Consider the following 13,115-nt stretch of genomic DNA (forward strand, 5'->3'; position numbering starts at 1 on the left):
ATCATGCACTTGGGCTGGATCGCCCAGATCGGTAGCCCGGTGGACATTTACGAAACCCCGGTGAGCCGCCTGGTCTGCGAGTTCATCGGCAACGTCAACATCTTCGACACCCAGGTGATCGACGACGTAGACCTTGGGGTCATCGATCAGCCCATGGGGCATGGCATCGCCGCCATATTTCTTGACGGCATCAGCGGCAAACGCCTCGGGCAAGCCCCAACTGGCGGCGATCACCAGCGCGCCGGTGGCGCCGACGCCCTGCAGGAAACCACGGCGACTGAGGTTATTGAGGACGAAATCAGCGGGTAAGCGGCTCATGCCTTGGCCCCCTGCAGATGCGTCGACGCCTGGCGGATCGCGGTCTTGATGCGGTTGTAAGTGCCGCACCGACAGATATTGCCGACCATCGCCTCTTCGATCTGCTCGTCACTGGGGTTGGGGTTGGTTTTCAGCAGCGCGGTGGCCGACATGATTTGCCCGCCCTGGCAGTAGCCGCACTGGGCCACGGCGCTGTCCAGCCAGGCTTGCTGCACGACCTGGCCGATCGGGTCGGTGTGCAGGTTGTCGATGGTGCTGACGGCTTGGCCCTTGACCGCGCCGATCGGGGTGATGCAACTGCGCGCCGGCGCGCCGTCGATATGAATGGTGCATGCGCCGCACAGGCCCATGCCGCAGCCGAATTTGGTGCCGTTGTAGCCCGCCACATCGCGGATCGCCCACAACAGTGGCATCTCCTCGGTGACGTCCAGTTGATGGTCTTGGCCGTTGAGTTTCAGGGTAATCATTGGGCACGCCCGCCTATTTGCTGCATTTAGGGGCGAGCCATCTGTCGCGAAAGGTATCGCTGGTTCGGGTACGCGCAGATTGGCTCAGGCTGAGGAGGCTCTCTTGTGAAGACGAATCTTCACCGGGCCTTTGATGGAGCATGGGCTTAATGTAAACCAAAAATCCGCAAAGTGGCCGGGCAGAAACGCAAACACCCCGAACCAGTCGGGGCGTTTGCGGATTGCTGTGGGCGTCAGTTCACGCCATCAGCGCCTTACTTGATCACCGGCGCAGGGCCTTCGGCCACGCCCAGGTCATCTTCTTCACGGGTGTCGGAGATCCCACGACCACCGGAAGCCAGCTCGACTTGCAGCTTATCTTCGTCCAGTTCGTTGACCCACTTGGCTACCACCAGGGTCGCCACGGCGTTACCGACCAGGTTGGTCAGCGCACGGGCTTCGGACATGAAGCGGTCGATACCCAGGATCAGCGCCAGACCGGCAACCGGCAGGTGGCCTACGGCCGACAGGGTCGCGGCGAGTACGATGAAACCACTGCCGGTCACGCCTGCAGCGCCTTTGGAGGACAGCAGCAGCACCAGCAACAGCGTGATCTGGTGGGTAATGTCCATGTGCGTGTCAGTCGCCTGGGCGATGAACACGGCAGCCATGGTCAGGTAGATCGACGTACCGTCGAGGTTGAACGAGTAGCCGGTCGGGATCACCAGGCCAACCACGGATTTCTTCGCGCCCAGACGCTCCATCTTGATCAGCATGCGTGGCAGTGCCGATTCAGACGAGGACGTACCCAGAACGATCAGCAGCTCTTCACGGATGTAGCGGATCAGTTTCAGCACGCTGAAACCGTGTGCGCGGCAGATGGCGCCGAGCACCACGACCACGAACAGGACGCAGGTGATGTAGAAGCAGATCATCAACTGGCCCAGTTGCACCAGCGAGCCGACACCGTAGGCACCGATGGTGAACGCCATGGCGCCGAGGGCACCGATTGGCGCGAGCTTCATGATCATGTTGATGATGTTGAACATCACGTGGGCGAAGCGATCGATGAAGTCCAGCACCGGCTTGCCGTAGGCACCCAGGCGATGCAGGGCGAAACCGAAGATCACCGAGAACATCAGCACTTGCAGGATGTCACCGTTGGCGAATGCGCCGACGATGGTGTTCGGGATCACGTTGAGCAGGAAGCCAACGATGCTCTGGTCCGCACCGGCCGTCACGTAGGCCGCGACTTTCGAAGCGTCCAGGGTGGCCACGTCGATGTGCATGCCGGCGCCCGGCTGCACAACGTTCACTACGAACAGGCCGATCAGCAGGGCGATGGAGGACACGACTTCGAAGTACAGCAGCGCGTAGCCGCCGGTTTTGCCGACCGATTTCATGCTCTGCATGCCGGCGATGCCGCTGACAACGGTGCAGAAGATGATCGGGGCGATGACCATTTTGATCAGTTTGATAAACCCGTCACCCAGCGGCTTGAGGGCCACGCCGGTCTGCGGGTAGAAGTGACCGAGCAAAATACCGATAACGATGGCAACGATCACCTGGAAATACAGGGATTTGTACAGTGGCTGACGAGTCGTCATTGTAAAGTTCCTCAATCGTCCCGTGTGGCAAATATCCGCCATTGCCCACGGCACTTGAATTGCGAACCCTCCTGCACTGGAGGGATTTGTTGTTTGCGAGGCTTGTAGGACAAGGCCTGCGCTGTAGTACTTATCGCAAACGCCGTGCCACTTTACTGAAACGGTCTGAAGCCCCTTAGACATAAGGGTTGGAGGGATTAAGCCGTGCCTCACTGCGGCCCGTCAGGCGGCGGATTTCCGCCAACTCATCGAATCTCGTCCTACAATTTGGCGGATATCCGCCTTGTCGCAGTACTGGGTGATGGCTACCATCCGCCACTCCATGGACGAGGCCCTTGCATGCGTGAACGTACCATCGCCAGTCACTACGCCCGAGCGGCCCTCGGCGGTGCGCGCCGGGCAGGCTACGACTACTCGGGCCTGTTGCAGCAGGTGGGCATCACCCCGGAACTGTTGACCGAACCCCGCGCCCGCATCGCGCCGGAACAATTTACCCGGCTGTTGCAAATGCTCTGGCTCGCGCTGGACGACGAGTACCTGGGCTTCGCCGAAGGGCCGAGCAAGCGCGGCACGTTCGCGATGATGTGCCACGCGCTGATCCATTGCCGCACCCTAGAGAAGGCTCTGGAACGCGGCTTATTGTTTTATAGCCTATTCCCACAGGGTCCGCGTTGGCATCTGACACGGGAAGGCGAAATGGCCCGCTTGAGCCTGGACGACTCACAGCTACGCGACCCAGATCATTTTCTCAGTGAATGCCTGCTGGTGATCTGGCATCGCCTCGGCAGTTGGTTGATCGGCCAGCGCATCCGTCTGCACCAGGCCACGTTCAGCTACCCGATGCCAGCCCACGCCAGCGAATACGACCTGTTGTTTCCCTGCCCACAGGTGTTCGGCGCACCGAACAGCAGCCTGGTGTTTCCTGCCCGTTACTTGAGCCTGCCGCTGCTGCAGGACGAGCGCACGCTCAAGCATTTCCTGCAGCGTTCTCCCGCCGACTTGCTGTCGCGGCCCGATGAAGGCGACAGCTTGAGCAGCCAGATCCGCCGCCTGCTCAGCCGTGACCGCACGCCCTGGCCGGACCTGGACGCCGTTGCCCAACACCTGCACATCAGTCCGCAGACCCTGCGCCGGCATCTGCGTGAAGAAGGCAGCAGTTTTCAAGCGCTCAAGGATGAGTTGCGGCGGGACATCGCCATCTACCATCTGGGACGCGCGAACTTGTCATTGCAGGAAATTGCCGAGCAGCTCGGGTTTTCCGAGCCGTCGGCGTTTCATCGGGCGTTCAAGAAGTGGACGGGATTGACGCCGGGGGCCTACCGCGCGCAGGAAACCTGATGAGTCACGTCAGCCGTAGGGTCACAGGGCCGGGAAGTGAATCTTGAACGCCGCGCCCCCCAACGGTGAGTCCCCCAGGGTCAGGCGTGCGCCGTAGCTTTCAATGATGTCCTTGACCACCGCCAGGCCGATCCCCTGCCCTGGGTGCTGGCGATCCAGCCGCTCGCCCCGTTGCAGAATCCGCGCGCGCTGGTCGGGAGGCACACCGGGGCCGTCATCTTCGATGCACAGCTCAATGCCTTCCAGGCTTTCCACCAGCCTGATGCGCACTTCGCTCAGGCACAGGCGGTAGGCGTTTTCCAGCAGGTTGCCGAGCAGTTCCAGCAAGGCGCCTTTTTCGATGGGTACATCGCACTCGTCCGGCAACTCGAAGGACACCTTCACGCGCTTGTCGCGGTAGACCTTGTCCAGCGTGTCACACAGGCTTTGCAGCACCGGCTGCAGGCGCACCTGATGGCGTACCAAACCGCTTTTACGCAGGCTGGCGCGCTGCAATTGATAGCTGATCTGCTGGCTCATGCGTTCGATCTGCGATTGCAGCACCCAGGCCTGGTCGCGGTCTTCGGGGCGTTGGGCCATGTCTTCGCTCACGCCTTGCAATACCGCCAGCGGGGTTTTCAGGCTGTGGGCCAAGTCGTCGAGGGAATCGCGGTAGCGGGTACGCTGCTCGCGTTCACTGTGCAACAAACGGTTGAGGGACCCGGTGAGGCGCAGCAGTTCGCGGGGGTGTTCTTCGCTGAGGCTTTCGCGGGTGCCGCCTTCGATCTGGTCCAGCTCCTGGCTCAGGCGCCGCAACGCTTGCAGGCCCCAGGTCAGGCCCAGCCAGAGCAAGGTCAGCAACACCAGCAACGCCGCGCCGAAGCCCAGGTAGAGGTTTTCGCGCAGGCCTTCGAGGGTCAGTTGGTATTCGCGCACCGGTTGCAGCGCGACGATGCTGAACGCCGCGCTCTTACCGCCGAGCAGCTTGACCTCGACGTCATACACGAAGAATTCCTGGCCATTGCCCTCGCGAATCCGCGCAAATTCATTCCCGCGCCCGTCATAGCGCGGCTTGTAGTTGATGTTTTCTTCCCGGGTCGCCCGCGAACGCCATACCAGGTGGCCTTCGCGGTCGTAGATATAGCCGAGCAGGCGGCTATCGGCGAGGTTGAAGCGTTCGTCCGGCAACTGCGCCGGCATCTGCAGGCGGTTGTTTTCGACCCGCGCCGCCGAAATCAAGGTCGTTACGTCCGACGCCAGGCGCTGCTCGATCGAGTCCTGCAAGGCCAGGCTGAACGCCCCCTGCATGGCCGGCAACAAACCCAGCATAAACAGCACGGCCAGGGTGGTGGCCGCCAGCATCAAGCGCACACGTAACGAGCGAATCAACGGCAGCGCTCATTGAACAGATAGCCCAGGCCGCGCACGGTGTCGATCGGCTTGAACCCGGCCGGGCCTTCCAGTTTGCGGCGCAGGCGGCCGACCAGCACTTCGATGACATTCGGGTCGCGCTCGTCGTCATCGGGGTAGAGCTGCTCCATCAAGCGGTCCTTGGGCACCACCTGCTGATGGTGACGCATCAGGTACTCGAGAATCCGGTACTCGTAGGCGGTCAGCGCCAGTGGCTGCTCATCCAACGAGGCTTGCTTGCGATTGAGGTCCAGCAGCAAGGGGCCAGCGACGATGGTCGACTGGGTAAAGCCGCTGGAACGGCGCAGCAACGCATTCATCCGCGCCTCCAGCTCTTCGAACTGGAACGGCTTGACCACGTAGTCGTCGGCGCCGGCGGCCAGGCCTTCGACCTTGTCCTGCCAGTTGCCGCGAGCGGTGAGGACAAGGATCGGAAAGGTCTTGTCCTGGGCGCGCAGTTGGCGGATCAGGTCAAGGCCACCCATGCCGGGCAGACCGAGGTCGATGATCGCCAGGTCATGATTGAATTGGCCGGTCTGGTACAAGGCCTCCTCCGCGTTGGCCACGGCTTCGACCACATGCCCGCTGTCGGTCAGGCGGGTATACAGGTGATGACGCAACAGCGCCTCATCTTCCACCACCAGCAATTTCATAAGGCTCTCCAAGGCAAATCAACTGTCCGACAGAGGGATATCATAGCGGCCCTGCAGGTCTTGCGGGCGCAGTTTAATGCCATTGTAGTGGCCACTCAGGTGTTCATAACCGGCACGGTAAGCCGCCTGCGGACTGCTCAAACCCAGCGCCTGGCCCCACGGCGCGACTTGGCTGTGCGCCTCATCGAAGCTCACACGCTGCATCAGTGTGCTGGACTTCTTGGTTTTCTCGCGACCGAATCCCGCAAAGGCGCTATCGCTGGCCTGCACCCCGGCGGTGGCACTGAGCATGGTCAACGCCAACATCAGCTTCTTGATCGCAGTCATGGTACTTACCTCTAGGCGTTTAGGCTGTAGACCCAGACTACGCAAGTGCCCCTGAACTCCCCCTGAACAGGCTCTGAATCTGGCCTGAACCGCTGCGGGCTATCCACTGGCGCGTCAACTCGGCAAAATACCGCCCATGACGCCCCTACCCGCTTGCTGCACCCCGCTCGACGCCCATTGGCCGCTGCCCGATCCCTTGCCGGGCACGGTGCTGCTCAGTACGCGCTTTGATCCGGCCCTATTGATCGCTGATGATTTCCAACGCAGCGCCGTGCCGCCGCCGGCGAGCATCCAGCGCTCGGTGGCCAAGCGCCAGGCGGAATTTCTCGCCGGCCGGTTATGCGCCCGCGCCGCCTTGCAACAGCTCGATAACCTGGACTGCGTGCCGGCAATCGGCGAAGACCGTGCGCCGGTGTGGCCGCAGCACATCAGCGGCTCTATCACCCACAGCAGCGGGCACGCGGCGGCGATTGTCGGTCACAAGGCGCAATGGCGCGGGCTGGGAATGGACCTGGAAAATGTCCTGAGCCTGGAGCGTGCGGAACGCCTGGCCGGGGAAATTCTCACCGCCGCTGAGTTGCAGCGCATGGCCATGTTGCCGCGTGAGCAACATGCGCTGCTGGTGACACTGACGTTTTCGGCCAAGGAGAGTTTGTTCAAGGCGCTCTACCCGATCGTGCAGAAGCGCTTTTACTTTGAGCATGCCGAGGTGCTGGAATGGTCAGAGAACGGGCAGGTGCGGTTGCGGCTGCTGACGGACTTGTCCGAAGAGTGGCGCCATGGCAAGGAGTTGGTTGGGCAATTTGCGGTGGATGGGGAGCAGTTGTTGAGCCTTGTAGCAATCAGCGTCTGATCCATCGCTATCGGGGGCAAGCCCCCTCCCACACTTGGAATGCATTCAAATGTGGGAGGGGGCTTGCCCCCGATAGCGGTATCAGGATTTATCCTGGTCCCTTGGCCAACTCAGGCTGAAGCACGCCCCTCCCAGGTTGTTGCTCTTGCTGATCAACGCCCGCCCGCCATGCCAATAAATAATCCGCCGCACAATCGACAAGCCCAGGCCATGCCCGCCCGAGGCGCGGGTGCGGCTGTCGTCCAGGCGCAGGAAGGGCGTGAAGATGCGCTCCCAGGCGCTTTCCGGTACGCCGGGGCCATCGTCTTCCACATCGATGCGGCAGCGCAGTTGGCCGACCTGGTAGCTGATCAGTACCTGGCCCTGGGCATGGCGCATGGCGTTGCTCACCAGATTTTGCAAGGCACGGTGCAGATAGCGCGGCTCGGCATCGACCCAGGCATCGTCCCAATGCGCCGATGACAGGCAAATACCACGGGCCACGTTGACCTGCGGACGCAGTGGCGATAATTCGCCGATCACCTGATCGAGCAACGCATTGAGGTCGACCCGCTGGAAATTCAGCTCCGGCGCGCCCTGCTCCAGGCGCGCGTAGGTGAGCATCTCGTCGACCAGGCCGTCGAGGTCCTGGATATCGCTGTCCATGCCTTCGAGGTATTTGCGCCGGGCCTGCGGGGTGGCGGCGTCGCCGATCATCTCCAGGCCGAAACGCAGGCGTGCCACCGGGGTGCGCAGTTCGTGGGACACGGCGCGCACCAGTTCGCGCTGGATCGCCAGCAACTGCTGCAGGTGCTCGGCCATGCCATTGAACGCGGCGGCCAGGCGCCCCACCGAGTCGGCCCCGCGCGCCGGCACACGGACTTCCAGGTTGCCTTTGGCAATACGCGTGGCGGCCGCTTCCAGGCCTTTGAGGCGGCGCTCAAGCTGACGCACCAATAGATAGACGATCAGGCCAATCAGGGTCAGGCCGATCAACGCAATCAGGATCAACCATTGCGCCGGGTACGGGTTCATTTGATACAACGGGCCGATTTCAAGCACCCAGGGCGTGCCGACCATACCGGCAAACACCCGAATCGAATCGCCCCCCTTGCCCAGCGCCATCACCGTATCGCCCTCCGACACGCGGCGGCGCTGGTCGTCATCCATATCGGCCTGGTCGAGGGCCATCAAGTGCATCTCGAAGCCAAAACCCTTGGCTTCTTTTATAGCGGCCAGCCGCTGCGGCTGCTCGGCCACCGGGAAACGCACCAGTTCGTCGGCCAACAGGTAGATCGTCGCGCGCGCCAATTGCTCGCTGATCTGCTGCACTTCACCTTCCAGCACCAATTGATCCGCCTCGCTGACCAACCGCAGCACCCGCGCCGCATGAGGCCCGGTCTGTTGCACCAGGACCTGGCCGCGTTGCAGGCGGGTGCGCTGGCCGAGGTCCAATTGGGCATCGGTGTACGTGCGCAGCGTCAGGGGAATGCCCAACAGGCGTTCCCACACCGCCAGTGCGCGCCGGCGCTCAATCGCGCTCATGGGTTGCAGGTTATCGCCCATCAAGGCAAACGTGCCGTGGGCCAGGCGCTCACGGTACTGCCCGCTGCGCACGTCATTGAGCAGGTGCAACGCGAGCACGCCCAACAGCGCCACCAGGATCAGCGCTGCACACATGCCGCCGTAGATGCGCAGGAAGATCGAGTTCACAGCGGCATGTCGGCGGCGGCTTCGGGGACGAACAAATAGCCTTTGCTGCGCACGGTCTTGATCAGGCGCGGGTGGATCGGGTCGTCGCCGATCTTCGGACGGATACGCGAGATGCGCACGTCAATCGAGCGGTCCTGGCCGTCGTAACCGATGCCGCGCAGGGCGATGAAGATTTCTTCGCGGGACAGGATGCGCCCGGCATTCGCCACCAGCAGCCACAGCAGGTCGAACTCGGCGCTGGTCAGTTCGATGCCCTCGCCCTGCAGCCAGGCTTCGCGTAGGGCGTTATCCACCAGCAGCGGGCCGAATTGCAGGCGGCGCTGGTTTTCCACCACGGCCGGTTCCGCCGGCTCGCTGCGGCGCAACAGCGCCTGGATACGTGCCAGCAACAGGCGCGGACGCACGGGTTTACACACGTAGTCGTCGGCGCCCATGTCCAGGCCCAGTACCTGGTCCATGTCGTCGGTACGTGCGGTGAGCATGAGGATCACTCCGTCGTAGCGCTCGCGCACCTTGCGGCAGATGCTCAGGCCGTCTTCGCCGGGCAGCATCAGGTCGAGGATCACCAGGTCCGGCTGCTCGGCGATGATCCGCGCGGCAGCCTGGGCGCCATCGCCTTCCACCGACACGCACAGGCCGTTGCTCTCCAGGTACTCGCGGGTCAATTCGGCCAATCGCTCGTCATCCTCGACGATCAGGATTTGCCAGGCTTCATGCTCCACAGGTAATCCTCGTTGTTATTAAGGGATTGGTTGGCCTGCTCGAATAAATGTGGGAGGGGGCTTGCTCCCGATAGCGGCGTGTCAGCTGATACATCTGTTACTGATCTACCGCAATCGGGAGCAAGTCCCCTCCCACATGTTGATCTTCGCCAGCCATACCCTATTTGTAATGTTGTGAGGGCATAACAAAGATCGATTGTAGCCATGCCCCAACCCTCAAACACAAGCCAGGAAATGCATTCGGTGATCACGTTTTTTTGTGGTAGGGTTCGCGCCCTCAAAAATCCAACGGGTCATTTTTCCCTTGGAATATTCAGTGACAAACGGCGCAATCCAGCAGTACTGCGGCCTACACAGGCGTTCCGCGTTTCATACACATTTTACCCACAGCGTTATCCACAGGCCTTGGATTGCTAAGCCTCCAAAAACGCATTATCTTGTACCTCGGCGCAAAAAAAACCCTACATGTAGGGTTTTGAGCGAAAAGACCAAACACAAATCAGACAAGAAACTCAAGCCCTTTCTTGCTCCTGTTTGGTCCAACTCCAGCATTTTTAAAGCCCAAACCGCTCAAGCGGATGGCAACCGTTTTAGCGCGCCAACAGCGCAAAACGGTACGGGTGTTGCAGTGCTTGAACCTGGCAACTGTCACCCATCAGGAATACGGCAAGGGGCTTTTGAGCTCTAAACCGAAGACTTCGGCATGGAAGCGGCGCGATGAGCTCCCTTCCTCCTGTCTCGAAGTTGTTATGCCAGGCCCAGGCCTGCTGTAAGTGCTTCAGGACGGAACGGTGGGCACCGAGATGGTGCCCAAATAAATATAGAATGTGGAGACAACACCCCATGCAAACCGACACAACTCGCGAGAACCCGCAGGGCTCCGTGCCGCAGGCCGCTGATTCGAATATGGATCTGTCCGCCACTGCACCTGGCCAATTGCGCGTGATCAAGCGTAACGGCACTGTCGTTCCTTACACCGATGACAAAATCACCGTCGCCATCACCAAAGCGTTTCTTGCAGTTGAAGGCGGCACCGCTGCCGCCTCGTCGCGCATCCACGACACCGTTGCCCGCCTGACCGAACAAGTCACCGCGACCTTCAAGCGTCGCATGCCTTCGGGCGGCACCATCCACATCGAAGAAATCCAGGACCAGGTCGAACTGGCCCTGATGCGTGCCGGCGAGCAGAAAGTCGCCCGCGACTACGTGATCTACCGTGATTCGCGCGCCAAGGAACGTGCCGTTCGCTCCCCGGCCGACGAAGCCGCCGTACAAGCACACCCGTCGATCCGCATCACCCTGGCCGACGGCACATTCGCGCCGCTGGACCTGGGCCGCCTGAACACCATCATCACCGAGGCCTGCGAAGGCCTGGAAGAAGTCGACGGTGACCTGATCCAGCGCGAAACCCTGAAGAACCTGTACGACGGCGTGGCCCTGACCGACGTCAACACCGCCCTGGTGATGACCGCCCGTACCCTGGTTGAACGCGAGCCGAACTACTCGTTCGTGACCGCGCGCCTGCTGATGGACACCCTGCGCGCCGAAGGCCTGGGCTTCCTCGGCGTAGCCCCCAGCGCCACCCACCACGAGATGGCCGACCTGTACGCCAAGGCCTTGCCGGCGTACATCACCAAGGGTATCGAATACGAATTGCTGAACCCGGTCCTGGCCACCTTCGACCTGGAAAAACTCGGCAAGGCGATCAACCACGAGCGCGACCAGCAGTTCACTTACCTGGGCCTGCAAACCCTGTACGACCGTTACTTCATCCACAAGGACGGTATCCGCTTCGAACTGCCGCAAGTGTTCTTCATGCGCGTGGCCATGGGCCTGGCGATTGAAGAGAAGCACAAAGAAGACCGCGCCATCGAGTTCTACAACCTGCTGTCGTCCTTCGACTACATGTCGTCGACGCCGACCCTGTTCAACGCCGGCACCCTGCGTCCACAGCTGTCGAGCTGCTACCTGACCACCGTGCCGGATGACCTGTCGGGCATCTACCACGCGATCCACGACAACGCCATGCTGTCCAAATTCGCCGGCGGCCTGGGTAACGACTGGACCCCGGTGCGCGCGCTGGGTTCGTACATCAAGGGCACCAACGGCAAGTCCCAGGGCGTTGTGCCGTTCCTGAAAGTCGTCAACGACACCGCCGTAGCGGTCAACCAGGGCGGCAAGCGCAAAGGCGCTGTCTGTGCCTACCTGGAAACCTGGCACATGGACATTGAAGAGTTCATCGAGCTGCGCAAGAACACCGGCGATGACCGTCGTCGCACCCACGACATGAACACCGCCAACTGGATTCCTGACCTGTTCATGAAGCGTGTCTTCGACGACGGCAAGTGGACCCTGTTCTCGCCATCCGAAGTGCCGGACCTGCATGACCTGACCGGCAAGGCCTTCGAAGAGCGTTACGAGTACTACGAAGCCCTCACCGAGTACCCAGGCAAGGTCAAGCTGTTCAAGACCATCCAGGCCAAAGACCTGTGGCGCAAAATGCTGTCCATGCTCTTCGAAACCGGCCACCCATGGCTGACCTTCAAAGACCCGTGCAACCTGCGTAGCCCGCAGCAGCACGTGGGCGTGGTCCACAGCTCGAACCTGTGCACCGAAATCACCTTGAACACCAACAAGGATGAGATCGCCGTTTGCAACCTGGGCTCGATCAACCTGCCGAACCACATCGTCAACGGCAAGCTGGACACCGTGAAGCTTGCACGCACCGTGAACACCGCTGTTCGCATGCTCGATAACGTTATCGACATCAACTACTACTCGGTGCCACAGGCGCAGAACTCCAACTTCAAGCACCGTCCAGTCGGCCTGGGGATCATGGGCTTCCAGGACGCTTTGTACCTGCAGCACATTCCTTACGGTTCGGATGCAGCGGTCGAGTTCGCCGACAAGTCCATGGAAGCGGTCAGCTACTACGCGATCCAGGCTTCCTGCGACCTGGCCGACGAGCGCGGCGCCTACGAGACGTTCCAGGGTTCGTTGTGGTCCAAAGGCATCCTGCCGCTGGATTCGCAACAGATCCTGATCGCGCAACGTGGCCAGAAGTACATCGACGTTGACCTGAACGAATCCCTGGACTGGGCACCGGTACGTGCCCGTGTGCAGAAAGGTATTCGTAACTCCAACATCATGGCCATTGCTCCGACCGCGACCATCGCCAACATCACCGGCGTATCGCAGTCGATCGAACCGACCTACCAGAACCTGTATGTGAAATCGAACCTGTCGGGCGAATTCACCGTGATCAACCCGTACCTGGTTCGCGACCTGAAAGCCCGCGACCTGTGGGACTCGGTCATGATCAACGACCTGAAGTACTACGACGGTTCGGTGCAGCAGATCGAACGCATCCCGCAAGAACTCAAAGAGCTCTACGCGACCGCCTTCGAAGTGGACACCAAGTGGATCGTTGACGCCGCCAGCCGTCGTCAGAAGTGGATCGACCAGGCGCAGTCCCTGAACCTGTACATCGCCGGCGCTTCGGGCAAGAAGCTGGACGTGACCTACCGCATGGCTTGGTACCGTGGCTTGAAAACCACTTACTACCTCCGTGCCCTGGCCGCGACCAGCACCGAGAAGTCGACCATCAACACCGGCAAGCTGAACGCGGTTTCCAGCGGCAACCACGGTGATGACTCGGTGCTCGCCGCACCTGCCGGCCCGGCGCCAGTGCCGAAAGCCTGTGCGATCGACGAGCCGGATTGCGAAGCGTGCCAATAAGCTGAGCCGGTTCCGGGCTTGATTGCCCGGGA

The 13,115-nt window shown here is 61.3% G+C and carries 10 protein-coding genes and 2 pseudogenes; 4 read left to right on the forward strand and 8 right to left on the reverse strand.

Features of this window, described 5'->3' with window-relative positions; all coding sequences use genetic code 11:
• A pseudogene (locus L9Z73_RS01710) lies at positions 1 to 171 on the forward strand (polyamine ABC transporter ATP-binding protein); the annotation flags it as partial.
• On the opposite strand, the pseudogene L9Z73_RS01715 reads toward L9Z73_RS01710, so the two are convergent.
• From L9Z73_RS01715 to L9Z73_RS01725, 3 genes and pseudogenes are all read right to left on the reverse strand, one after another.
• Positions 124 to 318, reverse strand: a pseudogene (locus tag L9Z73_RS01715) (twin-arginine translocation signal domain-containing protein); the annotation flags it as partial. The pseudogenes L9Z73_RS01710 and L9Z73_RS01715 sit on opposite strands and share 48 nt — an antisense overlap.
• Positions 315 to 785 (reverse strand): (2Fe-2S)-binding protein, encoded by a 471-nt coding sequence (locus tag L9Z73_RS01720; RefSeq protein ID WP_247395888.1) that lies wholly within the window; start codon positions 783 to 785, stop codon positions 315 to 317. The pseudogene L9Z73_RS01715 and the gene L9Z73_RS01720, both read right to left, overlap by 4 nt.
• Positions 786 to 1,039: 254 nt before the next feature.
• Positions 1,040 to 2,371 carry a dicarboxylate/amino acid:cation symporter gene (locus tag L9Z73_RS01725; protein ID WP_247395891.1) on the reverse strand — a complete coding sequence of 444 codons (1,332 nt, stop codon included), beginning with the start codon at positions 2,369 to 2,371 and terminating at the stop codon, positions 1,040 to 1,042.
• A gap of 339 nt (positions 2,372 to 2,710) precedes the next feature.
• Between L9Z73_RS01725 and L9Z73_RS01730 the strand changes: the two genes are divergently transcribed.
• Complete coding sequence (locus L9Z73_RS01730; protein WP_247395893.1) at positions 2,711 to 3,709, forward strand: AraC family transcriptional regulator; 999 nt, start codon at positions 2,711 to 2,713, stop codon at positions 3,707 to 3,709.
• Between the two features lie 21 nt (positions 3,710 to 3,730).
• On the opposite strand, the gene L9Z73_RS01735 is transcribed toward L9Z73_RS01730, so the two are convergent.
• Genes L9Z73_RS01735 through L9Z73_RS01745 form a run of 3 tightly spaced genes read right to left on the reverse strand, consistent with a single transcriptional unit; the run spans position 3,731 to position 6,078 of the window.
• On the reverse strand, positions 3,731 to 5,077 hold the full coding sequence (locus L9Z73_RS01735; protein WP_247395896.1) for an ATP-binding protein: 1,347 nt from the start codon (positions 5,075 to 5,077) through the stop codon (positions 3,731 to 3,733).
• Positions 5,074 to 5,751, reverse strand: a complete 678-nt coding sequence (locus L9Z73_RS01740) for a response regulator (protein ID WP_247395898.1) — start codon at positions 5,749 to 5,751, stop codon at positions 5,074 to 5,076. The genes L9Z73_RS01735 and L9Z73_RS01740 overlap by 4 nt, the downstream gene beginning before the upstream one ends.
• A gap of 18 nt (positions 5,752 to 5,769) precedes the next feature.
• Positions 5,770 to 6,078 carry a hypothetical protein gene (locus tag L9Z73_RS01745; RefSeq protein WP_247395900.1) on the reverse strand — a complete coding sequence of 103 codons (309 nt, stop codon included), beginning with the start codon at positions 6,076 to 6,078 and terminating at the stop codon, positions 5,770 to 5,772.
• Positions 6,079 to 6,214: 136 nt separating this feature from the next.
• Between L9Z73_RS01745 and L9Z73_RS01750 the strand changes: the two genes are divergently transcribed.
• Positions 6,215 to 6,931, forward strand: coding sequence for a 4'-phosphopantetheinyl transferase family protein (locus L9Z73_RS01750; protein WP_247395902.1), 717 nt, complete (start codon positions 6,215 to 6,217; stop codon positions 6,929 to 6,931).
• An 81-nt stretch (positions 6,932 to 7,012) separates the two neighbouring features.
• Here L9Z73_RS01750 and L9Z73_RS01755 read toward each other — a convergent pair whose 3' ends face one another.
• Complete coding sequence (locus L9Z73_RS01755; RefSeq protein WP_247395904.1) at positions 7,013 to 8,623, reverse strand: ATP-binding protein; 1,611 nt, start codon at positions 8,621 to 8,623, stop codon at positions 7,013 to 7,015.
• Positions 8,620 to 9,345 carry a response regulator gene (locus L9Z73_RS01760; RefSeq protein ID WP_247395906.1) on the reverse strand — a complete coding sequence of 242 codons (726 nt, stop codon included), beginning with the start codon at positions 9,343 to 9,345 and terminating at the stop codon, positions 8,620 to 8,622. Before L9Z73_RS01760 ends, L9Z73_RS01755 begins: the two co-directional genes overlap by 4 nt.
• A gap of 843 nt (positions 9,346 to 10,188) precedes the next feature.
• Between L9Z73_RS01760 and L9Z73_RS01765 the strand changes: the two genes are divergently transcribed.
• On the forward strand, positions 10,189 to 13,083 hold the full coding sequence (locus tag L9Z73_RS01765) for a ribonucleoside-diphosphate reductase subunit alpha (RefSeq protein WP_247395908.1): 2,895 nt from the start codon (positions 10,189 to 10,191) through the stop codon (positions 13,081 to 13,083).
• Positions 13,084 to 13,115 lie beyond the last annotated feature (32 nt).

Origin of the sequence: Pseudomonas emilianonis, assembly GCF_023072625.1 — a bacterium.
GTDB classification, from domain to species: domain Bacteria; phylum Pseudomonadota; class Gammaproteobacteria; order Pseudomonadales; family Pseudomonadaceae; genus Aquipseudomonas; species Aquipseudomonas paraveronii.

Bases quoted from the DNA above. Each gene is read 5' to 3' on its own strand.
- L9Z73_RS01725 (WP_247395891.1), bottom strand. From the start codon at position 2,371: ATGACGACTCGTCAGCCACTGTACAAATCCCTGTATTTCCAGGTGATC.
- L9Z73_RS01765 (WP_247395908.1), top strand. From the start codon at position 10,189: ATGCAAACCGACACAACTCGCGAGAACCCGCAGGGCTCCGTGCCGCAG.
- L9Z73_RS01750 (WP_247395902.1), top strand. From the start codon at position 6,215: ATGACGCCCCTACCCGCTTGCTGCACCCCGCTCGACGCCCATTGGCCG.
- L9Z73_RS01720 (WP_247395888.1), bottom strand. From the start codon at position 785: ATGATTACCCTGAAACTCAACGGCCAAGACCATCAACTGGACGTCACC.
- L9Z73_RS01730 (WP_247395893.1), top strand. From the start codon at position 2,711: ATGCGTGAACGTACCATCGCCAGTCACTACGCCCGAGCGGCCCTCGGC.
- L9Z73_RS01740 (WP_247395898.1), bottom strand. From the start codon at position 5,751: ATGAAATTGCTGGTGGTGGAAGATGAGGCGCTGTTGCGTCATCACCTG.
- L9Z73_RS01745 (WP_247395900.1), bottom strand. From the start codon at position 6,078: ATGACTGCGATCAAGAAGCTGATGTTGGCGTTGACCATGCTCAGTGCC.